This is a genomic window from Polynucleobacter necessarius, assembly GCF_900095195.1.
Lineage (GTDB): Bacteria > Pseudomonadota > Gammaproteobacteria > Burkholderiales > Burkholderiaceae > Polynucleobacter > Polynucleobacter necessarius_G.
The window spans coordinates 976,763-997,966 of the sequence record NZ_LT606950.1; the positions used below are offsets into that span (position 1 = coordinate 976,763).

The following is a 21,204-nucleotide window of genomic DNA, read 5'->3' on the forward strand; positions in this document are numbered from 1 at the left end:
AGTCGCAAAAATCGATTATAGCCTCCTAGCCCTCCTTTTGGCTGCGGCGGCCTGGAATTTGGCATCCTGGCTCTGATTAGCCTTTTTGCGACGGACGGCCTTGGGGTCAATCAGCAAAGGGGAATAGAGCTCTAGGCGGTCTCCAGCGTAAATGGGGCTATCCCAGTCCTTGCGCTTCCCAAAAACACCAAAGCATCCCTTACGCGACAGCACTGGATCATCCTTGCTCTTCGCAATCCCAGACTTGAGAAGAGCTAAACCCACCGTTGGAGATTCACCCCGTGTGATGTCGAGCGTGAATGGTGTCAAACTTGGAGTGCCATTCCTAGCATCACAAATCCAAATGTCGATCGCACTACTGGTCATATAACTTTTCTGCGCGTTTCACAAAACAATCCACAAACGTACCTGCAATGTGCCCAAACACTGGACCAATGATCTTATCCAAGATGACGCTCTTGAATTCCCAATGCAATTTAAATTCCACTTTGCAGACATCTTCGCGCAAGGGAATAAAATTCCATTGGCCAGAAAAATGTTTGAAGGGTCCATCCACAAAAACCATATCGATCGTTTCTGGACGATGGTTGATATTACGCGTATGAAAAAATTGATTAATACCCTTAAAGCTAATCTTGATTTTGGCATCCAAAACCGTTTCAGTTTGCTCGAAAATCTCCACACCACCACACCATGGCAAAAACTCTGAATAACGTGCTACATCCGTCACTAAACCGTACATTCGGTCGGCGGATTGACTAATTAATACAGTCTTATAGACGTCTGCCATAATCGATCTTGGAAGCTAAATAAATATGAGTATCGTCGATAACAAAAAAGCCTTCTTTGATTATTTTATCGAGGAGCGCTTTGAGGCGGGATTGGTTCTGGAGGGCTGGGAAGTCAAAGCTATCCGTGCTGGTCGCGTGCACATTAAAGAAGCGTATGTTGTCATACGCAAGGCGGAGCTTTTCCTGATCAGATGCCATATTACCCCCCTACTTTCCGCCTCTACTCACATTGCTCCTGACAGTGTTCGAACCCGCAAACTGCTTCTCAATGCCATTGAGGTTCGCACGCTGATTGGTAAAGTGGAACAAAAAGGCTACACCCTAGTCCCATTGAATCTGCATTTCTCCAAGGGAAATGTGAAATGCGAAATTAGTCTAGCTCGTGGCAAGAAACAGCATGACAAGCGCGCTGCCACCAAAGAGCGTGAATGGGAAGTGCAGAAGGGTCGTATCGCTCGAGGCGACCTGAACGCCTAATCCGCTTCAGTCAGTTTCTTCATAGGCTGTATTGCACCTTTATGGTGCATAACGGCACCAATCTGCTTCAACTCCCAATTTCAGGAGAACAGAAAGGCTTTAGTTTTATCCATATGAAACTGCCTTTTGATGAAATGCTAGACGCCGCAGGCAAAGCGCGTCCCAACTACGAAATTTTTCATACCTGGTTAAAGCAGCAAAGCGATACCCTCATGGGTCTCAAACGGGCTGAAGCAGACCTCATTTTCCGACGAGTGGGCATTACATTCGCGGTCTACGGCGATGATCTTGGCTCAGAGCGAACCATACCGTTTGACCAGGTTCCGCGCATCTTTACTACGAAAGAGTGGGCACAACTCGAAGCAGGATTGCGTCAACGCGTCAAAGCACTCAATCGCTTTATTTATGACGTGTATCACGAAGAAGAAATCATCAAAGCAGGAATTGTTCCGGCCGAGCAAATTTTTAACAATGTGCAATATCACCCAGAGATGCGTAACGTTAATGTGCCTCGAGATATCTACGCACAAATTGCAGGGATTGATACTGTGCGAGCAGGCGAAGGTGAGTTTTATGTCTTAGAGGATAACCTGCGCGTTCCTTCCGGCGTTTCTTACATGGTCGAGGACCGCAAGATGATGATGCGCCTTTTCCAGGACCTCTTTCAAAAATACCGCGTCGCCACCGTAGAGCACTATCCAGATTTACTACTGGAGTGTCTCAAGTCCGTTAAGCCCGACGATGTTAAGAAACCAAATGTCGTGGTTCTCACACCCGGCATGTATAACTCCGCATATTTTGAGCACAGCTACCTTGCTAAGCAAATGGGTGTGGAGTTAGTAGGGGGTAAGGACTTGTTTGTCAAAAATGAGCAAGTCTTTATGCGAACCACTCAGGGCCCAGAACGCGTGGATGTCATCTATCGGCGCGTTGATGATGATTTTTTAGACCCGCTCGCATTTCGCTCAGACTCAACTTTAGGTGTAGCAGGGCTCTTAGCAGCACATCGAGCTGGAAATGTAACTTTGGCTAACGCGATTGGTACCGGCATTGCCGATGACAAATCAATCTATCCCTATGTTCCTGAGATGTTGAGTTTTATCTCGGCGAAAAACCGATCCTTAATAACGTTCCCACCTTCCAATGTCGCAAGCCAGAGGATTTGGCATGCACACTAGCGAATCTTGAAAAACTGGTTGTTAAATTGACGCATGGTGCTGGCGGATACGGCATGCTAGTCGGCCCCACTTCCACCAAAGCTAAAGTTGAAGAATTTAGAGTGCACCTCATTGCCAATCCTGATAAGTACATAGCCCAACCCACTTTAGTGCTATCCACCTGCCCTACCTTTGTGGAGTCGGGGATTGCGCCACGCCATATTGATTTGCGTCCCTTTGTTCTCTCCGGAAAAACCATCAAGATGGTTCCCGGCGGCCTCACACGAGTTGCTCTTAAAGAGGGTTCGCTAGTGGTGAACTCCTCGCAGGGTGGCTGCACAAAAGACACCTGGGTTCTCGAAGCGTAAGAGGAATAAGAAAAATGTTAAGCCGCACTGCCGATTGTCTCTACTGGATGGCTCGCTACACAGAACGCGCAGAAAATACTGCTCGCATGTTAGTGTCAATCACCAAACCTCGCTCTTACCTCAACCCTCTGACGTCTTAGAGCAAAGTTGGAAAAAACTGTTGACCATCTCAAAATTAGAGGGCGCATTCTTAAGCAAATATGATGTGATTAATTGTGAAAATGTGTTGGATTTGATGATTTATGAAACGAGCAATCCGTCCAGCATTGTTTCCTGCCTTTATGCAGCCCGTGAGAATGCCAGAGTGATGCCAGAGTGATTCGTGGAAAGATTACCTCCGAAGTCTGGGAGACTCAAAATACAACTTGGCTGGAATTGCAACGCATTTTGCAGACCCGCCACCAATCAGACCAAAGCTGATTGCTTGAGTGGGTGAAGCGCCGTTGCCATTTATTCCGGGGCGTGATGTACGGAACCATGCTGAAAAATGAATCTTTCTACTTTATTAATGTCGGAACACTACTAGAGCGCGCCGACAACACTGCTCGTATCTTGCAGACCTTATTCCATTGGTTTCCGAAGTTAAAAACCAACAATCCAAGGAAATTGAGCGCTTACTCGGAAAACTCAAGGCGAACTTAGATTACTCAGACATCGATGAAGTCTTTGCGCAGGGTCTGGAGGAATATATTGAAAACTTCCTTGAGCGCATCAACCATATCGCAGATGAAGTCAGTAGCGCCTACCTGATTCCATTGGCAGTAGCATAAAAACCGAAAAGAAGATATGCATTTAAAGATCCGCCATCGCACCGAGTATCGCTACGAAACTCCAGTGCGCTATTCCATTCAAGAATTGCGCTTGACGCCACCCAGTTACAGCAGGGCAAGACATTGAGCGCTGGAAAATTAGCACCCCAATTAAAGCAAGCAATTCGATTGATACTTTTAACAACGTGTGCAGCGTTTTTGTGCAAGAGGCCTCCTACACCTCAATGATGATTGAGGCAGAGGGAGAAGTAATCACGCAGGATGCTTATGAGTACATAGACGATGCTAAAGCGGTATCGCCCTATTTTTTACTTCAGCAAACTCATCTAACAGAACCCTCTGAGGCGATGTTGGAATATTTTGCGGATTCGCTACAAAAAAAGAATTCAATCAATGCCATTTTGAAACTTGCCTCAGCAGTTCAACAATCCATTGAATATGCGCCGGGACAAACAAACTTTGCCACAACTGCTGCTCAGTCATTTGCTATGAAATCGGGTGTTTGCCAAGATCATGCCCACATCATGTTGAGCCTATGTAGAGCCACACAAATACCAGCACGGTATGTCAGCGGATACTTCTTTGCAGAAGAATCCCCCAATCTAGTGAGTCATGCATGGATTGATTTTTGCAGTGATATCGAAAAAGGGGTTTGGGTTAGCGTTGATATTACTCATGCATGTTTAATTGACGCGCGGCACATTCGCCTTGCCATCGGTCGCGACTACTACTCTGCGGCGCCTGTCAAAGGTGTGCGTACTAGCGGTGGCGGCGAAGAATTGACAGCGAATATCTCGATTCAACAGCTTGCCTAGAGCCCTAGGCACCCCCCTCTGGTAGCCCATGGAATATTTCAGGGATAATCTCAGGCAATGATTGCATCAGAAGCATAGAAAGCACTTAAGGATTAGGTTATATGACGTATTGCGTTGGGCTTTGCCTAAAAGATGGTATCGTATTTTTATCGGATACCCGCACGAATGCTGGAGTAGACCAAATTGGTACCTTCAGAAAAATGACCTTATTTCAAAAGGACAAAGATCGTTTTTTTGCTTTAATGAGTGCCGGCAACCTGGCTATTACTCAGTCCGTTAAGGAAATCCTGTTGCAGGGTCAATCCATCAACGGCAAGAATCTGTGGACCGCTAAAAACTCCTATGAAGCCGCCGTTGTTGTTGGTGATGCTATTAAGCAAGTTTACGAACGCGATCATGAGGCTTTAACTAAGGCAGGGCTAGATTTCAATTGCAACATGATTTTGGTGGCCAAGTCAAAGGCGAAAAACCTCGCCTGTTTAATATTTATTCAGCCGGTAACTTTATTGAAGCTACTCCTGAGACGTGTTACTTCCAAATCGGCGAATCCAAATATGGAAAACCGATTCTCGACCGAGTATTAAATTTCTCGACCCCATTAAATTTGGCTACCAAGTGCGTCTTAATCTCCATGGGCTCTACTCTTAAGAGTAATATTTCTGTAGGGGCTCCACTGGATATGGTGATTTATGAAAAGGATGCGTTAAAGGCCTCTAAGCTTGTCACACTACTTGATGAAGAGAACCCCTACTTTGCCATGATTCATCGTCTTTGGGGCGAGAAATTGCGCGAGGCGTTTAACTCTATTGCCGAACCCAGTTGGAGTGGAGCCAATAAGTCTGCTGCCATCTCCATGCCTGCTAAGAAAATGGGTGGCGTTCCCATTAATCGCCCACCTGTCGCAAAGCAAGCAAATCGCCGATGACTAAGGCAAGCAAGCCGGTTAAAAAGATAGCGGCCAAGAAAAAGCCTAGGTTGCTTTCTAGGCTTTTTGTTACAGCTGAACTGCAGGGAATTGATACTGTAAGTTAGGCGTTTAAGTTTTTGCCCAGCATTTCCCAAGTCTCAACCACGCTATCAGGATTGAGGGATATTGAAGTAACGCCCTTCTCTACCAACCAACGCGCGAAGTCTGGATGATCTGAAGGCCCCTGACCGCAAATACCAACGTATTTATTTTGTTTGCGACATGCTTCTATTGAGCGAGCAATCATAAATTCAACTGCTGGATCACGATCATCAAAGTCGATCGCAAGCAACTCCATGCCCAAGTCACGATCTAGGCCCAGCGTGAGCTGTGTCATATCGTTCGAGCCAATCGAGAAGCCATCGAAATACTCTAGGAACTGGTCTGCCAAAATTGCATTTGATGGAATTTCGCACATCATGATGAGGCGCAAGCCATTCACACCGCGCTTGAGACCAAACTTCTCCATCATGGCGATCACGCGCTGAGCCTGAGGAATGGTCCGCACAAAAGGCACCATGATCTCGACATTATCTAAGCCCATGTCTTCGCGAACCCGCTTCATTGCAGAACACTCTAATGCGAAAGCTTCACCAAATTCTTCCGAAATATAGCGCGAAGCACCGCGGAAGCCCAACATTGGATTTTCTTCATCGGGCTCATAGCGTGAACCATCGATCAACTTCTTATATTCATTCGATTTGAAGTCTGATAGACGGACAATGACTGCCTTTGGATAAAAGGCGGCCGCAATAGTAGCAACACCTTCCACCAATTTATCCTCATAAAACTGACGTGGGCTTGCATAACCACGAGCCACACTTTCTACTGCCCGCTTCAAGTCAGGGTCAATGTTTGGATACTCCAGAACTGCGCGTGGATGAACACCAATGTAATTGTTAATGATAAATTCCAAGCGAGCCAATCCAACGCCCGCATTTGGGATTTGGCAAAAATCAAAAGCCAACTGCGGATTACCAATATTCATGGTGATCTTGACTGGAATCTCAGGTAATACACCACGAGACACCTCGGTTACTTCGGTTTCAATCAAGCCGTCGTAGATATGGCCTTCATCACCCTCAGCACACGAGACTGTCACCACCATACCGTCTTGCAACTGTTCTGTAGCATCGCCACAACCCACTACGGCTGGCACACCCAATTCCCGAGCAATAATCGCCGCATGACAGGTACGACCCCCCGGTTAGTCACAATCGCCGAAGCGCGCTTCATAACAGGCTCCCAGTTCGGGTCCGTCATCTCCGCAACCAACACATCCCCAGGCCGAACCCGATCCATCTCGCTCGGATCACGAATGATACGAACTGGACCAGCGCCAATCTTTTGACCAATCGCACGGCCTTTTGCTAGAACCTTTGAGCCACCTTTTAACTTGTAGCGCATCTCCACCTGACCAGCCGCCTGACTCTTTACGGTCTCAGGGCGAGCCTGGAGGATATAAATACGACCATCTTGACCATCTTTACCCCACTCGATGTCCATTGGACGGCCATAGTGTTTTTCAATGATGACCGCATATTTGGCTAACTCAGCTATGTCGGCATCTTTTAATGAGAAACGATTACGTTTCTCAGGAGATACATCCACAGTTTGCACTTTCTCAGCAGATCCTTTGGGTGCAAATTGCATTTGAATTAACTTAGAGCCAAGCGCACGACGAATGATAGCTTTTTTGCCTTGGGCTAAAGTGGTCTTGAATACATAAAACTCATCAGGGTTCACGGCTCCTTGCACTACCGTCTCGCCCAATCCATAGCTCGACGTAATGAAAACCACATCTTCAAATCCAGATTCAGTATCCAGAGTGAACATCACACCAGCAGCGCCCAAATCAGAACGCACCATCCGCTGAATACCAGCAGAAAGTGCTAATTCAGCATGGGCAAAGCCTTTATGAACACGATACGAAATGGCTCGATCGTTATACAAAGAAGCAAATACTTCACGAATTTTCTTTAAAACGTCTTCAATACCTTCAACATTCAGAAAAGTCTCTTGTTGACCAGCAAAAGAGGCGTCTGGGAGATCCTCTGCAGTAGCAGATGAACGTACCGCAAAAGATCCTTTGCCGGAATCGTCCAACGTTGCAAATGCTTTGCGAATCTCTTCCTCAAGTCTCGGTTGAAATGGAGCAGTTTCAATCCAATTGCGAATCTCGGCGCCCGCCTCCGCTAGAGCACGCACATCATCAATATTGAGACCTTCTAAACGTTGTTGAATGCGTTCAGTCAAATTGTTATGCTTTAAGAAATCCCGAAAGGCTAATGCGGTGGTAGCAAAACCTGTTGGCACGCGAACCCCAGTAGAGGCCAACTAGGAAATCATCTCGCCTAAAGATGCATTTTTACCGCCGACAGATTCCACATCTGTCATGCGAAGTTGCTCAAAAGGCAATACATAGGCATTTGCCACACTGCTGCTTTGTTGCTGTTGATTGGGCATAAAATACTCTCTAAAGATAAGGAAACTGGTATTGCGGTCGCCCAAAATGCGACTTCATTTAATATGATCCTATTGTATTGCTGACCCCCTCTTTTAGGCCAAACTGATGTCCACCGAATCCCGCATTGTTTTTATCGTCTCAGACGGTACTGGCATTACCGCTGAGAACTTTAGCCAGTCGATTTTGGCGCAATTTGAGGCCAGTTTTAAGCACATCCGCATTCCCTTTGTGGATAGCTTCGATAAGGCCCATGATGCCGTTAAGAGCATTAATCAAGCGGCAAGCAAGTATGACTACAGCCAATCGTTTTCACTACTCTGGTGAATTTTGAGCTCAATTCGATCGTAGCCAAAGCAAATGGTCTGATCTTGGACATGTTCCAAACGTTCGTCACTCCTCTTGAAGAAGCCTTGGGCATGAAATCAACCCATGCCATGAACCGTCTGCACCACAACGCTGATACCGAAGCCTATAAAAACCGTATCGAAGCGATTAACTACTCCCTCGCCCATGATGATGGGCAGTCGAATCAAAACCTGGCTGAAGCCGATGTCATTTTGGTGGGCATCTCACGTGTCGGCAAAACGCCAACAAGTTTGTACTTGGCCATGGCAATATGGTCTGAAGGCTGCAAACTACCCCCTCATTCCAGAGGATTTTGAACGTGGTCAACTCCCTAAGGACTTAATTCCATTTCGCCAAAAAATCTTTGGCCTCATGATTGATGCGGAGCGTTTATCCGAAATTCGAAATGAACGCTGGCCAGGGAGTAATTACGCCAAACTCGAGAACTGTCGTTATGAAATTAATGAAGCGACGGCGATGATGAAAAAACAGTCGATTCCTTGGGTACTGACGACTAGCAAATCGATTGAAGAAATCGCTACAACAGTTTTACAAGCCATCAAATCCGATAAAACGATCTTAGGCTAGCCACTATTAAATTGGCTGACCCAGGCGCGACGTACGCGCACCGTCTCAAATAGGCAAATGGCTGCTGCAGTAGAGACATTTAAAGACTCTACCCGCGGATCAATTGGTATCGACACCCCTTTGGCCTGCGCCAAAATATCTTCGGATACTCCCTGCCCCTCACTACCCATTACCCAGGCAATTGGATTTTGCAGTTCATCACTTAATGAGTAGAGATCGCATTCTGCATCTGCAGTGGCTGCCAGCATAGGGGCAGTAACAGCACTCAACAGCTGTTGAGTAGACCACCCCTCATAAAGATCTAGGAGACGATGCGCCCCCATGCCCGCGCGCAATACCTTCCCTGACCACAAATGCGCACAACCAGAAAGAGCTAACATTTGAGTAAAACCTGCCGCTGCAGCAGTTCGCAAGATAGAGCCTATGTTTCCAGCGTCTTGAATACGATCCAAGATCAGCAGATCACCATTAAGCGTAGAAATGGATTGTGGCGCAGTAAGACTGGAAGGCGGCAATGTCAGAAGACCCGCAATGTGTGGAGCATTGACCAAGTCACTCAGCAAATCCCATAAAGCAGGATCAAGTTGAAATACCTTGGTATCAGGACAGTACTCAAGATGCTCGTAAGCAACCTGAGAAATTTCGGGATTTCGCAGACCAACCTCTGAAGTAATCAAGGTTTTCAGCGCCGGGTCACCCACCCAGGTTTGAATCAGATGAATTCCCTCTAACAAGGTATGCCCGCCGGCAAGGCGCGCTTTCTGACCTTTTGCGCCAGTAGCTTGCAAGAGTCGAATTTCCTTGATTAAAAGATTCTCTTTTGAGGTAATGAGATCAAAGTTCATAGCTTATTTCGCAGCTGACTCGAGAACCTTGCGCACCGGTGAAAAACTTCTGCGATGTTGATCGTAAGCGCCATATTGCTTTAAGGCTGCCAAGTGTGCTTCAGTAGGATGGCCCATTTGCTGAGCAAAACCGTATTCAGGATGACGCTCATGCAGAATTTGCACGCGTAACCTTAGCCAGAATGGACGCTGCTGAGATAGCTGGCTCCTTTGCATCGCCCTTCACGATAGCTTCGGCGGCAATAGGTAGTTCTGGGCAACGATTGCCATCGATTAATACCTTATCGGGCATTGCACCTAAACGTGTTGATAAATCCTCTACGGCACGACGCATTGCTAACATGGTTGCCTGCAAAATATTGATTGCATCAATCTCCGATGAACTAGCCTCACCAATTCCCCAGGCCTTCGCCTTTTCAATGATCTGCTCATACAAAAATTCGCGCTTGGCAGGCGTTAATTTCTTAGAATCTTTCAGACCCTCAATTGGCTGGTTTGGATCAAGAACTACCGCCCCCGCTACTACAGAACCGACAAGGGACCACGCCCGGCCTCATCCACGCCACAAATCCAAATAATGCTCATAGGCCAGGTTGCGTCTTGCGCTGATTCGCAATCGCTTGCTCCACAGCTTGTGCAACCAATAAGCCTGTGGGACGACGCAAGGTTGCATGCATTTGCGCAAATCGCTCCTGGAGTTTTGCCACCTTTTGCGGATGATTTAACCAATCCTGAAGAGCGGATACAAAATTAGCAGGCGTCGCGTCATCTTGCAACAACTCCGGAACAACAAACTCCCCGCATAAAATATTAGGCAAGCCAACATAGGGTAAGTATCCTTGGCGCTTCATAATTTGCGCCGTTAACCAAGGCACCTTATAGGAGATCACCATGGGTTTTTTCCATAGAGCCGCTTGCAAGGCGGCAGTACCGCTCGCAATTAGTACAACATCTGCGGCTTCAAGCACATCATCGGCCATACCATCAAGCAAATGTATCTGAATGTCTGGATTATTGAGTTTAGCTTTTAGCAATAATTGCTCAAGAGGTGTACGCAATTTAGGTGTAGCTACTGGAATCAAAAAATGGAACTTCTGACCCTTTACTTGATCGACAAGCATTTGCATCGTCTCAAAAAAGACTGGGGCAATCAGTTCAATCTCCGAACCCCTACTCCCAGGCAAGACAGCTATAACAAGGCCATCGAAATGATCGTTAGTAAGTTGTAAGGTCTTGGCGACTCTCTGTCGCGCCTGTTGCGGATTGGGCTCAAGCGGTATCTCGCTGGCGAGCGGATGCCCCACATAAGTAGAAGCTATACCTGCGCGATCATAAATTTCTGTTTCAAATGGAAAGATACAGAGCATCCGATCAACCGCCTGTGCAATTTTTTTGATGCGGCCTGCTCTCCATGCCCAAATCGATGGCGATACTAAATGCAAGGTTGGTATTTTGGCTTTACGTAATTGGAGCTCAGCTCCCAAATTAAAATCCGGCGCATCCACACCCAAAAAAACATCTGGGCGACCCTCACCCAAAAGATTGGCAATCAATTCTTTGCGTAATTTCAGAATAGTGGGAAGCTGCTTGATGGCCTCCACGTAACCACGAACACTTAATGTATCCATCGGCCAGTCGGAGCGCATTCCTTCTGCTTGCATGCGGGGGCCACCAATACCATACACCTCCAACCCAGCCATATCCGGAATTTGATTTAATGCACTTAGGACTGGCGCAGCAAGTAAATCACCTGAAGGTTCGCCAGCTACACAAGCTAACTTTGGCAAAGTATTCCTATCTATTAACGAATGATGCCGCGTGTGGAGGCAGCAATGAAATCGTGAAATTGGGCTAGCTTTTCAGCAGTAGCTTGATCGGCGGCATGAGCAGCAACCATTTTTTGTATTCCAGATTTGGCATCCTCAAAACTCAATCCATCCTTGTAAAGGACCTTATAAGCTTGACGTAATGCAGAAATGGTCTCGCTTGAAAAACCGCGTCGCTTCAAGCCTTCAACATTAATACCATGCGGAGAGACTTTACCGCCTGCGGCAATGACAAAGGGCGGGATATCTTGACCCAAGGCAGATGCTCCGCCTAACAACGCATGCTGACCAATTCGTACGAACTGGTGGACGCCAGACATACCACCCATAATTGCCCAATCCTCTACCTTTACATGTCCTGCAATTTGGGCGTTGCTTGAAAAAATGGTGTGATTGCCAAGTTGGCAATCATGTGCAATATGCACATAGGCCATGATCCAGTTATCGTTGCCGATTCGCGTAATGCCCTCATCTTGAGACGTACCAGTATGAATGGTCGTAAATTCACGAATGGTATTGCGATCACCAATAATGAGCTGAGTTGGTTCACCGCGATATTTCATATCTTGTGGAGGCCCACCTATTGCGGCAAAGTGAGCGAAATTATTATTTGCGCCAATTGTCGTGTAGCCCTCTATCACGGCGTGGGAACCTACTTTGGTGCCTGCGCCAATTTTGACGTTTGGCCCGATGACAGAATACGGACCAACCTCAACGTCACTAGCCAATTCAGCTTTGGGATCAACTACAGCGGATGCATGAATCCGTGTCATTACGCGCCTTTCGTACGAACGGCACAGGTAATGTTTGCCTCAGCGGCAATATCACCGTCAACCGTTGCCCGCACTGCATACTTACAAATACCAGCGCGACCACGCTCCAACTTCGCAGTCATTATTAACTGATCACCAGGCAGAACCAGCTTTTTAAAACGTGCTCCATCGATACCAGCAAAGTAATAAATAGCATTCTCAGCACGCTCCTCGGAGAATGTCAACAATGCAGCAGTTTGAGCCAGCGCTTCAATAATGAGTACGCCTGGCATTACTGGAAACTCTGGAAAATGCCCCTGAAAGAATGGCTCATTCATAGTGACATTCTTTAATGCCGTAATGGTTTCGCGAGGGGTAATTTCAAGCACCCGATCTACCAATAAAAAAGGATAGCGATGCGGCAACAATTTCAAAATCTTGTTGATATCAATCGCAATGGGTATACCCATAAATTACCCACTCAAAATGAATATAAATTGAAAGCTAAAACGGATTTATGACTCTGAATTCTTGCGTTTATCCAATAAACGCAGGCGCTGTCGTATTTTATCTAGACCGCGCAATATAGCGGCATTTTTCTCCCAAGCCGCATGTAGCATTGACGGATAAATACCCGTGAAATGCTGTCCCGGCTCGGTAATGGAGCGACCAATCGAGGTATCACCCGATACGGTTGTCCGATCTGCAATGCTTAAGTGGCCTGCAAAATTAGCGGATCCACCAATAATGCAGTAGTTACCGATTTTGGTACTACCCGATATGCCAGCACAACCAGCAATAACGCAACATTGCCCTATGACGACGTTGTGCGCAATTTGAACCTGATTATCAATTTTTGTCCCGGCGCCAATGATGGTGTCACTCATTGCACCACGATCGATGGTGGTTGAAGCCCCAATCTCAACATCATCGCCAATAATGACATTTCCAGTTTGCGGAATCTTGACCCATTCACCACCCTCTGCTGAAAAGTCGGGCGCAAAACCAAATCCATCTGCCCCTATCACTGCGCCGCTATGAATGATGCAACGAGCACCGATTTTTGATCCTTGGTAAATCGATACGGATGGGTAAATAAGAGCATCGTCAGCAATAGCAGTGTTTCGAGCAATCGTGCTATTACCCAAAATACAAACACGCTCACCCAGCTTTACGCCAGACTCAATATTGATGAAAGGACCGATGTAGCAGGTCGAGGGAATGGTTACAGATTGGTCTATTACAGCGCTTGGATGAACTCCGGGAGCATGCTTTGGCGTATTTTGCTTTGCAAAATGTTGTGCCATTCTCGCAAAAATAGCATACGGATTTTTGGAAACAAAATAGATGCGCTTGGAGTCAATATTAACCTGACATCCTTGCAAGAAATCGTAGTCCGCTTGACTAACGATGAGCGCACCCGCTTTACTCTCTGCAGCCTGCTGACGGTACAAAGGATTAGACAAGAAGGAGATGTGCTCTTTCTGAGCAGTCTCCAAGGGAGCAAGCCCGGTAAATCTTGGGGAGCCCTCCCCCATCAGGCTTGCTTGAAACTGTTCGGCCAGCTCAATGGCGGTAGACATAAAACTTATTTATGACTATTTAAAGTCTTGATGACATCGTCAGTAATGTCAGCCTTAGGGCTTGCAAAAGCTGCTTCTTGGACAATAATGTCGAGTTTTCTTTGCTCGGCGATTTGGCGAAGGACAGCATTCGCTTTTTCAGCAATCTTGGCGCGCTCTTCGAGGGTACGCTGATTCAAATCCTCAGTAAATTCGCGTTGTTTGCGTTGTAATTCACGATCTTGATCAGCCAATTCTCTCTGACGACGTACCCGCTCAACCTCACTCATTACAGCGGAATCACGATCGAGCTTTTCAGCTGCTGTCTGTATTTTTTGAGCGCTATCACGCAATTCCTTCTGGCGCTTTGTAAACTCATTCTGAAGGCGAGTCTGCATCGCCTTTGCCAAGTTGGACTCATTAAATACTTTTTCAGAATTGACTACTGCCACACGAGTACCAGCGTCTTGAGCAAAAGCTTTGGCAGATAAAAAAGCCAAAAAAGCTATAGCCAAGCCAACTTGAATCCATCTCGAAAAATGCAACTTCATAAATTTCCTTAAACTATTAAAACGCAGTACCAACCTGAAACTGCAATCTTTGTACGTTAGCGGTTGGGTATGGCTTGTAAGGTATGCCATAGCTAAATTTTAGCGGACCCAACGGCGATATCCATGATACACCCAAACCATAGGAATAGCTCAATACCAGATTCATGTTTTGACCGAACGCGTTACCACCATCCACAAACGCAAAGGTTCGCAAGGTTTTATCAACGCCCGATCCAGGTACGGGGATGGTGTACTCCACATTCGTTACGATTTTAGATCGTCCGCCTGTTGGCTGGTAATCCCCAATTACCGAGTTATAGTACTGAGGACCCAAGGAACCTGGAGCATATCCACGCACGGAGCCAATGCCACCGACGTAGTAATTCTTGGTAATCGGGAACGAATGGTTTCCATAGGATTGACCATATCCAACCTCACCATTGAAGGACAAAATGTTACCCTTCGAGAATGAGTGATACTTCTGGTACTGACCATACATGCGATAAAAAGTCATATTACCGACAGGTGTACCAGCCTCTGCAGATAACTGCTGCAAAGAACCATCGGAAGGTATCAGAGCGCTATCGCGACCATCTCGAGACCAGCCGACAGTAATCGGCACGTTATAGGTGGTTAATGTCGCTGGATATCCTGGATAAGCCATGCCGTAACTTTGCGCATAATTTAAGTAAGGTACTGGCGTGTTGTATGTTGTCTGAATCTGAAATGTTTCAAGCCCGGTACCGAAGAATACGCGGTCAACTTCTGTGTATGGAACACCAAACTTAATATTAGAACCAACAGATTTAATTTGATAATCTGGGTCGCCAACATAATACAGTGGCTTTGAAGATCGGTAGTACAAATCGGCATAACGACTAATGCCCTCTTCCGTGAAATATGGATCGTAATTTGACAAAGTTAGGTTTTGATTAATCTTGCCTACTGAAAAATTCAAACCAACTGCCGTTCCTGTACCAAAAGCATTTTCTTGATTAATACCTGCAGAGAGAATAAGTTTTTCTGTTGAAGAAAAACCTGCGCCAACGTTAATGGCGCCAGTAGGTTTTTCTGTGACCTTGACATTTACATCTACCTGATCTGATGATCCTGGAACATCGGTGGTGGTTATGTCTGTTTCCGTAAAATACCCTAAACGACCTAACCTCTTTTTTGACAATTCAATTTTGTCGCCATCAAACCATGAGCTTTCAAACTGTCGCATCTCACGACGAATGACCATATCGCGGGTTTTTGCATTTCCTGTAATATCGACCTTGCGCACATAGATGCGACGACCTGGATCGATCACCAATGTTAAATCCACCTCAGCGAGTTCTCGACGAATATCGGGCTGAGGATTGATTGTTGCAAAAGCATAGCCATAATTACCCAGAACTTCTGCAATCGCTTTGGTGCTTTCGGTCAATTTGGCTGATGAGAACGTGTCGCCCGGTTTTAAAACTAAAAGCCGTTTAAATTCCGCTTCCTTGCCCAATAACTCCCCAGCAAAACGAATATCTTTAACAGTGAACTTTTTCCCCTCACGAATGCTAATGGTGAGATAAATTCCTTTTTTATCTGGTGTGATTGAAACTTGAGTGGATTCAATAACAAACTCTAAATAACCGCGATTTAGATAATAGGAACGAATCGTCTCCAAGTCAGCAGTCAGTTTTTGCTTGGAGTAAAGGTTGTCTTTGCTGTACCAAGAGAGCCAGCCGCCAGTCTTCAACTGCATTTCACCCTTGAGGGTCGACTCACTAAAAGCTTCGTTACCAATAAAGTTAATTTCTTGGATTTTCGCAACGAAACCCTCATCGATATTGAAATAAATAGCGACTTGGTTTCTTTCTACGGGAGTAACGGTGGCAACAATTTCGGAGGCAAATAAGCCTTTACCTAAATACTGGCGTTTTAACTCTTGCTCTGCTTTATCGATGAGCGCCTTGTCGTAAAAGCGTGCTTCTGCTACACCAACGGTCCTTAATGACTTACGTACCACTTCAACATCAAACTCCTTCATTCCCGTAAACTCGATACGAGAAATAGTTGGGCGCTCTTTTACGATCACGATCAACACATCACCCTGAGCCTGAATTTGAACGTCTCTGAAAAATCCAGTGCTATACAGCGCCTTGATAGCCTCAGCACCCTTTTCTTCGGTGAATTTATCACCCACCTGAACAGACAAGTAACTAAATACCGTTCCCGGTTCGACGCGCTGTAGACCCTCGACACGAATATCCTTAACAACGAAAGGATCAGCAGCGTAAGCATTCAAAGCAAGGCCGATAGCGATCGTCATCAGCAACTTCGCAATCTTGCGAACATATGAGATAGGGCTCAGAGAGAGAAAATTCAAAGCGATAAATAGCGTTGTAAATCGTTAAACATAGCTAGAAACGAGAGAGCAATCAACAACAGAAAGCCCACTTTTTGGAACTGTTCCTGCGCTGAGGCTGAAATTCGCTTTCCAGCAACTAACTCCCATGCATCATACAGGAGCTGGCCCCCATCCAACATGGGAAAAGGCAGCAAATTGAGCATCCCAATGCTGATACTAATAAGCGCTAAAAATGCCAAAAACGCTTGCCAGCCTACTTGGGCGGACTTGCCTGCCATATCAGCGATACTGAGGGGCCCTCCCAGCTGCCTTAAGGAGGTCTTACCAGTAAACATTCCCAGCATCAAACGAATGGATACCTTCGTAATTAACCACACCCGCCTGGAGGCGAAAACTAAGGCCTCAAGGGGGTCTAACTTTAGCTCCGTCCATCTAGTGGGTGAACTTACCGCGGGAAGCAAGCCTAGCTCGCGCATAGGGTCGCCATTAGACTCAATTTTGGGAAGATCCTGGACGCCAAAAACTTTGATAAATCGCCCACCATTAAGGCTCTCTATTTTGAGTGCAAAACCAAATTCGCCAGTCAAGGCATCCATTAAGTCCCAACGCAATGCATTCCAACTTGGTACCGAGTCAAATGCCCCGGAAATTGGTGCGGCTTCTGGAGAAAGTACTTGCCATCCGACGACCTTGTCTCCTTGAATAACGCCCAACCGGGCTGCTACAGAATGCTCAGGCGGGCTTTGCAAAACTGCTGGAAGTTGCGGGACGCCAGAAATGTAAATAAAAGAAAAGAGGGCAATCGCCAAAATGAAGTTGGCAAATGGTCCCGCAGCAACAATGAACGAACGCTGCCAAAGTGGCTTTTGATCAAATGCTTGAAAATTCTCTACCGCGGATAGTTGTTGTGAGCGATCGCGAGCATCCAGTAGTTTTACATAACCACCCAATGGAATAGCAGCAATCACCCATTCTGTTTTATTTTTGGCATGGTAAGCAAAAAGCGGCTTACCGAAACCGATCGCAAATCGCAGCACCCTGACGCCACACGCCCTCGCTGCAACAAAATGACCGAATTCATGAAAGCTAACCAAAACTCCAAGAGTCAATAAAAAGGCGCTGATGGTAATAAGCACTTGCATGAACTGTAGCGACTGAATCTACTGCTGTATACTGCGGATACAGTTGTGCGCAACTGCTCTAGCTTGCGCATCAATATCCAAAATAGAATCGAGAGAATCTGCACTCTCTACAGGCAACTGATTTAATACTCTCTCTACTACTTGCGGGATATGTAAATACGGTAGGCCTGTTTCTAAAAACGCTGCCACCGCCACCTCATTCGCTGCGTTCAATACTGCCGGGGCTGAGCCCCCTGCCTTTGCTGCAGCAAAGGCTAAACTAAGGCAAGGAAAGCGTGAGAGCTCAGGCTCTGAAAAATTTAAGTTCGCCAACTGCATCAAATTCAATGGCGCCACACCCGAAACAATTCGCTCAGGCCAATCCAATCCATAAGCAATCGGTGTACGCATATCCGGCTGACCCAACTGCGCCAGTACAGAGCCGTCGCAATAACGTACTAGTGAATGCACAACACTTTGCGGGTGAATAATGACTTTAATTTTTTCAAGGGGTAAGCCAAACAACCAATAAGCCTCAATCACTTCAAGACCTTTATTCATCATAGTCGCAGAATCGACGGAAATTTTTCTACCCATCACCCAGTTCGGATGAGCACATGCTTGCTCGGGCGTAATTTCAGCCAATTGATTAAGTGGTGTATTACGAAAGGGGCCGCCCGATGCGGTAAGCCACAATTCTTCAACGCCATCATGTTGCGTTTCTGAACTCGAGGATCCTGTAAAAAATTGATAAGGGAGGCACTGAAAAATAGCATTGTGTTCGCTATCAATAGGCAATAGTGCGCCGCCGCCCACTTTCATGGCCTGCATAAATAAATTGCCTGACATCACTAGCGCCTCTTTGTTTGCTAAGAGGACGCGTTTGCCGGCCTTCGCAGCAGCTAAAGTGGGCATTAGGCCTGCTGCTCCCACAATTGCCGCCATAACGGTATCGCATCCAGAATCCAATACTGCCGTTACCAGGGCTTCAGGACCATACAACACTCGTGTCTTGAGATTTTTATTCTGCAGTACTTTTTCTAAACGGGATGCATCTGTCGCACTAGTAACCACTGCAATTGATGGGGCAAACTCAACACACTGCTCCGCGAGTTTCTCGACCTGCTTGCCAGCGGTTAAGGCAGTTACCTGAAAACGGTCTGGATTCGAGCGAATTACATCCAGTGTATTGGCCCCAATAGAGCCTGTGGAACCCAGAATGGCAACTTTACGAACCATCAAACTAAACCTGCAAGTAACGCTGCAATCGGCATCGTTGGGATTAATGCATCAACGCGATCCAAGACTCCACCATGCCCAGGCAATAAATGGCTACCGTCTTTTACGCCAGCCAAGCGCTTCAATTGCGACTCAAAAAGATCACCAAAAATACTAAAAGCAGTTAATACAGCAACCATCAGAAACATGGGGACCCAACCAAAACGAATAGCCCAGGCTCCAAAGAGAGTCGATTCAAACGGCAAAAAGAAAACACATGCTAATGCATAGACGCAACACAGAACCAGGCCGCCCAGCGCACCCTCTACCGACTTACCAGGGCTAATCTGTGCTGCTAGTTTGCGCTTACCGAAAGCCTTGCCGACAAAATAAGCACCAATATCAGCCACCCACACTAATGCCATTGTTGTTAATAAAAACACCAATCCGAGCTCGCGTAAAAATGCCAAGGCAAACCAAGTGGCTGGCAACAAAATCAAACCAAGCACTACGTAAAACGAACGCAACCTGTCTAACGAAAGATGCATTCCCCTTGCTAGAATAAATGGAGCCACCAAAAACCAAAAGAGAACCGCTAGAAGCAATAAGCCAAATTGCCAACTAACATTTTGGGTTGCTAGCAAAAATACGATGATAGCCAAACAAAAAACTGCATAAAGATACGCTGCACGCCCTGCTTCAGGCGCTAACAAAAGACTCCATTCCCAAGCACCTGCGAGTAAGGCAATTAAGAAAAATCCACCGATATACACCGGCGGCAGAAAAAATAAAATCGGCAAGAGCACTGCCAACAGAACAAGGGCAGTAATCACTCGGGTTTTTAACATGTCGGGGAATTCGAATATTTAGACTGCATCGCTTAATGCCGGCGATGCAAGCTGAGCACTAGTGCGGCCAAAGCGGCGCTCGCGCTGACTAAACCAATCAAACGCTTTATGCAGTTCAGCCTCATCAAAATCAGGCCATAGAACGTCTGTGAAATACAGCTCTGTATAGGCTAACTGCCAAAGCAGAAAGTTACTAATGCGCTGCTCGCCGCCAGTACGGATGAATAGATCAGGCTCCGGTGCGTAGGCCATGGATAGGTGCGGTTGCAAGAGATCCTCGTTCACATCTTCTGGCTTCAAATTGGGGCTGACTGCCAAACAACGCTGCATCGCCTGCAAAATATCCCAGCGACCGCCATAGTTAGCTGCAATCGTAAATGTCAAAGCTTTACATCCGGCCGTCCTCTTTTCAGAAAACTCCACCATCTCCTGAATAGCACCATCAAAACGACTGAGATCGCCAATCAATCGCAAGCAGATATCGTTTTCTGCAAGCCGCGATACTTCACCTTTGAGGGATTTTAGAAAGAGTTTCATTAAAAAGCCCACCTCTTCTGGTGGGCGTCGCCAGTTTTCCGAACTGAATGCAAATACCGTAAGGTACTCAACCCCAATACGACGGCACTCTTGAACAATTTTGCGTACTGCACCCAAACCTTCAGAGTGCCCCACTACGCGAGGCATCATGCGCTTACTTGCCCAACGACCATTGCCATCCACGATGATTGCCACATGGCGAGGGATAGCGGTGACCTCAGGTATAGATTGCGTCGAACTAAGGTGTTGGGTCATGTAATTAATCAAGTGAAAGCGAGCAGACCTTAAACGGTCATGATCTCTTTTTCTTTTTCAGAGATGATTTTGTCAATATCTACAACTACTTTATCCGTCATCTTCTGAATATCATCGGTTGCACGACGCTCTTCGTCTTCAGAAATCTCTTTATCTTTCGTTAAGCGCTTGAGATGTTCGTTCGCATCACGACGCAGATTACGCACTGCGATCTTGGCATCTTCACCTTCACTCTTCACTACCTTTGTCAGCTCGCGACGACGCTCTTCCGTCAAGGCAGGCATCGGCACACGGATCACCGTTCCTTGCGAAGCAGGATTTAAACCTAAGTCGGAGTCACGAATCGCTTTCTCAACCGCTGCAACCATGGTCTTCTCAAAAGGCTGAACATTGATCGTGCGAGCGTCGGCCAGACCCAAGCTAGCTACCTGACTTAATGACGTTGGATTACCGTAATACTCCACCTGAATATGCTCCAAGATGCCTGGGTTAGCGCGCCCAGAACGAATCTTTGCCAAATTGGATTTCAAAGCCTCTAGAGACTTCTCCATTTTTTGCTGAGTGGTTGTTTTAATTTCTGCTGCAAACATCTGGCCT

At 46.5% G+C, this 21,204-nt stretch carries 19 protein-coding genes and 5 pseudogenes; 8 read left to right on the plus strand and 16 right to left on the minus strand.

Features of this window, described 5'->3' with window-relative positions; all coding sequences use genetic code 11:
- Positions 1 to 15: 15 nt before the first annotated feature.
- Both BQ1619_RS05520 and BQ1619_RS05525 read right to left on the minus strand, forming a co-directional pair.
- Positions 16 to 366, minus strand: a complete 351-nt coding sequence (locus BQ1619_RS05520) for an RnfH family protein (protein WP_114662698.1) — start codon at positions 364 to 366, stop codon at positions 16 to 18.
- Positions 356 to 790, minus strand: coding sequence for a type II toxin-antitoxin system RatA family toxin (locus BQ1619_RS05525; RefSeq protein WP_114662700.1), 435 nt, complete (start codon positions 788 to 790; stop codon positions 356 to 358). Before BQ1619_RS05525 ends, BQ1619_RS05520 begins: the two co-directional genes overlap by 11 nt.
- Before the next feature lie 25 nt (positions 791 to 815).
- On the opposite strand from BQ1619_RS05525, the gene smpB reads away from it, so the two are divergent.
- The 7 genes and pseudogenes from smpB (at position 816) to BQ1619_RS10670 (ending at position 5,303) form a co-directional block, all read left to right on the plus strand.
- Positions 816 to 1,268 (plus strand): SsrA-binding protein SmpB, encoded by a 453-nt coding sequence (gene smpB, locus BQ1619_RS05530; RefSeq protein WP_114662702.1) that lies wholly within the window; start codon positions 816 to 818, stop codon positions 1,266 to 1,268.
- 134 nt (positions 1,269 to 1,402) lie between these two features.
- Positions 1,403 to 2,793 (plus strand): annotated as a pseudogene (locus BQ1619_RS05535) (circularly permuted type 2 ATP-grasp protein).
- Between the two features lie 14 nt (positions 2,794 to 2,807).
- Positions 2,808 to 3,563: pseudogene (locus tag BQ1619_RS05540) on the plus strand (alpha-E domain-containing protein).
- 16 nt (positions 3,564 to 3,579) lie between these two features.
- The gene (locus tag BQ1619_RS10660; RefSeq protein ID WP_197711894.1) at positions 3,580 to 3,690 is read left to right on the plus strand and encodes a transglutaminase N-terminal domain-containing protein; all 111 of its coding nucleotides are present in this window, start codon (positions 3,580 to 3,582) and stop codon (positions 3,688 to 3,690) included.
- Between the two features lie 58 nt (positions 3,691 to 3,748).
- Positions 3,749 to 4,378, plus strand: a complete 630-nt coding sequence (locus BQ1619_RS05545) for a transglutaminase-like domain-containing protein (protein ID WP_197711895.1) — start codon at positions 3,749 to 3,751, stop codon at positions 4,376 to 4,378.
- 101 nt (positions 4,379 to 4,479) lie between these two features.
- Entirely contained in the window at positions 4,480 to 4,962 is a 483-nt protein-coding gene (locus BQ1619_RS10665; protein ID WP_415066057.1) for a hypothetical protein, read from the plus strand.
- A gap of 20 nt (positions 4,963 to 4,982) precedes the next feature.
- Entirely contained in the window at positions 4,983 to 5,303 is a 321-nt protein-coding gene (locus BQ1619_RS10670; protein WP_415066059.1) for an Ntn hydrolase family protein, read from the plus strand.
- A gap of 103 nt (positions 5,304 to 5,406) precedes the next feature.
- Here BQ1619_RS10670 and ppsA read toward each other — a convergent pair.
- Positions 5,407 to 7,811: pseudogene (gene ppsA, locus BQ1619_RS05555) on the minus strand (phosphoenolpyruvate synthase).
- A 106-nt stretch (positions 7,812 to 7,917) separates the two neighbouring features.
- On the opposite strand from ppsA, the pseudogene ppsR reads away from it, so the two are divergent.
- Positions 7,918 to 8,745 (plus strand): annotated as a pseudogene (ppsR, locus tag BQ1619_RS05560) (posphoenolpyruvate synthetase regulatory kinase/phosphorylase PpsR).
- Here ppsR and BQ1619_RS05565 read toward each other — a convergent pair.
- The 13 genes and pseudogenes from BQ1619_RS05565 to frr form a co-directional block, all read right to left on the minus strand.
- On the minus strand, positions 8,742 to 9,590 hold the full coding sequence (locus tag BQ1619_RS05565; RefSeq protein WP_114662704.1) for a TrmH family RNA methyltransferase: 849 nt from the start codon (positions 9,588 to 9,590) through the stop codon (positions 8,742 to 8,744). The pseudogene ppsR and the gene BQ1619_RS05565 overlap by 4 nt on opposite strands.
- 3 nt (positions 9,591 to 9,593) lie before the next feature.
- Positions 9,594 to 10,175, minus strand: a pseudogene (rnhB, locus tag BQ1619_RS05570) (ribonuclease HII).
- Positions 10,172 to 11,377 (minus strand): lipid-A-disaccharide synthase, encoded by a 1,206-nt coding sequence (gene lpxB / locus BQ1619_RS05575; RefSeq protein WP_114662707.1) that lies wholly within the window; start codon positions 11,375 to 11,377, stop codon positions 10,172 to 10,174. Before lpxB ends, rnhB begins: the two are co-directional and overlap by 4 nt.
- Before the next feature lie 14 nt (positions 11,378 to 11,391).
- Positions 11,392 to 12,189: an acyl-ACP--UDP-N-acetylglucosamine O-acyltransferase gene (gene lpxA / locus BQ1619_RS05580; RefSeq protein ID WP_114662709.1), complete on the minus strand. Its 798-nt coding sequence runs from the start codon at positions 12,187 to 12,189 to the stop codon at positions 11,392 to 11,394.
- The gene (gene fabZ, locus BQ1619_RS05585) at positions 12,189 to 12,638 is read right to left on the minus strand and encodes a 3-hydroxyacyl-ACP dehydratase FabZ (protein ID WP_114662711.1); all 450 of its coding nucleotides are present in this window, start codon (positions 12,636 to 12,638) and stop codon (positions 12,189 to 12,191) included. Before fabZ ends, lpxA begins: the two co-directional genes overlap by 1 nt.
- 45 nt (positions 12,639 to 12,683) lie before the next feature.
- Positions 12,684 to 13,751, minus strand: a complete 1,068-nt coding sequence (lpxD, locus tag BQ1619_RS05590; protein WP_114662713.1) for a UDP-3-O-(3-hydroxymyristoyl)glucosamine N-acyltransferase — start codon at positions 13,749 to 13,751, stop codon at positions 12,684 to 12,686.
- 5 nt (positions 13,752 to 13,756) lie between these two features.
- Positions 13,757 to 14,281, minus strand: coding sequence for an OmpH/Skp family outer membrane protein (locus BQ1619_RS05595; protein WP_114662715.1), 525 nt, complete (start codon positions 14,279 to 14,281; stop codon positions 13,757 to 13,759).
- Between the two features lie 16 nt (positions 14,282 to 14,297).
- Positions 14,298 to 16,589, minus strand: a complete 2,292-nt coding sequence (gene bamA, locus BQ1619_RS05600; RefSeq protein ID WP_162784639.1) for an outer membrane protein assembly factor BamA — start codon at positions 16,587 to 16,589, stop codon at positions 14,298 to 14,300.
- Between the two features lie 53 nt (positions 16,590 to 16,642).
- Positions 16,643 to 17,770, minus strand: coding sequence for a M50 family metallopeptidase (locus BQ1619_RS05605; RefSeq protein ID WP_114662719.1), 1,128 nt, complete (start codon positions 17,768 to 17,770; stop codon positions 16,643 to 16,645).
- 18 nt (positions 17,771 to 17,788) lie between these two features.
- The gene (gene ispC, locus BQ1619_RS05610) at positions 17,789 to 18,988 is read right to left on the minus strand and encodes a 1-deoxy-D-xylulose-5-phosphate reductoisomerase (protein WP_114662721.1); all 1,200 of its coding nucleotides are present in this window, start codon (positions 18,986 to 18,988) and stop codon (positions 17,789 to 17,791) included.
- On the minus strand, positions 18,988 to 19,815 hold the full coding sequence (locus BQ1619_RS05615; protein ID WP_114662723.1) for a phosphatidate cytidylyltransferase: 828 nt from the start codon (positions 19,813 to 19,815) through the stop codon (positions 18,988 to 18,990). Before BQ1619_RS05615 ends, ispC begins: the two co-directional genes overlap by 1 nt.
- An 18-nt stretch (positions 19,816 to 19,833) precedes the next feature.
- Positions 19,834 to 20,607, minus strand: a complete 774-nt coding sequence (uppS, locus tag BQ1619_RS05620) for a polyprenyl diphosphate synthase (RefSeq protein WP_114662725.1) — start codon at positions 20,605 to 20,607, stop codon at positions 19,834 to 19,836.
- A 29-nt stretch (positions 20,608 to 20,636) separates the two neighbouring features.
- Positions 20,637 to 21,197 (minus strand): ribosome recycling factor, encoded by a 561-nt coding sequence (gene frr, locus BQ1619_RS05625; RefSeq protein ID WP_114662727.1) that lies wholly within the window; start codon positions 21,195 to 21,197, stop codon positions 20,637 to 20,639.
- Positions 21,198 to 21,204 lie beyond the last annotated feature (7 nt).

What these genes read in the sequence shown, in the direction of transcription:
- BQ1619_RS10660 (WP_197711894.1), top strand. Translation starts at nt 3,580, where the DNA reads ATGCATTTAAAGATCCGCCATCGCACCGAGTATCGCTACGAAACTCCA.
- BQ1619_RS05525 (WP_114662700.1), bottom strand. Translation starts at nt 790, where the DNA reads ATGGCAGACGTCTATAAGACTGTATTAATTAGTCAATCCGCCGACCGA.
- lpxD (WP_114662713.1), bottom strand. Translation starts at nt 13,751, where the DNA reads ATGTCTACCGCCATTGAGCTGGCCGAACAGTTTCAAGCAAGCCTGATG.
- ispC (WP_114662721.1), bottom strand. Translation starts at nt 18,988, where the DNA reads ATGGTTCGTAAAGTTGCCATTCTGGGTTCCACAGGCTCTATTGGGGCC.
- BQ1619_RS05615 (WP_114662723.1), bottom strand. Translation starts at nt 19,815, where the DNA reads ATGTTAAAAACCCGAGTGATTACTGCCCTTGTTCTGTTGGCAGTGCTC.
- lpxA (WP_114662709.1), bottom strand. Translation starts at nt 12,189, where the DNA reads ATGACACGGATTCATGCATCCGCTGTAGTTGATCCCAAAGCTGAATTG.
- BQ1619_RS05520 (WP_114662698.1), bottom strand. Translation starts at nt 366, where the DNA reads ATGACCAGTAGTGCGATCGACATTTGGATTTGTGATGCTAGGAATGGC.
- bamA (WP_162784639.1), bottom strand. Translation starts at nt 16,589, where the DNA reads ATGACGATCGCTATCGGCCTTGCTTTGAATGCTTACGCTGCTGATCCT.
- BQ1619_RS05595 (WP_114662715.1), bottom strand. Translation starts at nt 14,281, where the DNA reads ATGAAGTTGCATTTTTCGAGATGGATTCAAGTTGGCTTGGCTATAGCT.
- BQ1619_RS05605 (WP_114662719.1), bottom strand. Translation starts at nt 17,770, where the DNA reads ATGCAAGTGCTTATTACCATCAGCGCCTTTTTATTGACTCTTGGAGTT.
- smpB (WP_114662702.1), top strand. Translation starts at nt 816, where the DNA reads ATGAGTATCGTCGATAACAAAAAAGCCTTCTTTGATTATTTTATCGAG.
- BQ1619_RS05565 (WP_114662704.1), bottom strand. Translation starts at nt 9,590, where the DNA reads ATGAACTTTGATCTCATTACCTCAAAAGAGAATCTTTTAATCAAGGAA.
- BQ1619_RS10665 (WP_415066057.1), top strand. Translation starts at nt 4,480, where the DNA reads ATGACGTATTGCGTTGGGCTTTGCCTAAAAGATGGTATCGTATTTTTA.
- fabZ (WP_114662711.1), bottom strand. Translation starts at nt 12,638, where the DNA reads ATGGGTATACCCATTGCGATTGATATCAACAAGATTTTGAAATTGTTG.
- frr (WP_114662727.1), bottom strand. Translation starts at nt 21,197, where the DNA reads ATGTTTGCAGCAGAAATTAAAACAACCACTCAGCAAAAAATGGAGAAG.
- uppS (WP_114662725.1), bottom strand. Translation starts at nt 20,607, where the DNA reads ATGACCCAACACCTTAGTTCGACGCAATCTATACCTGAGGTCACCGCT.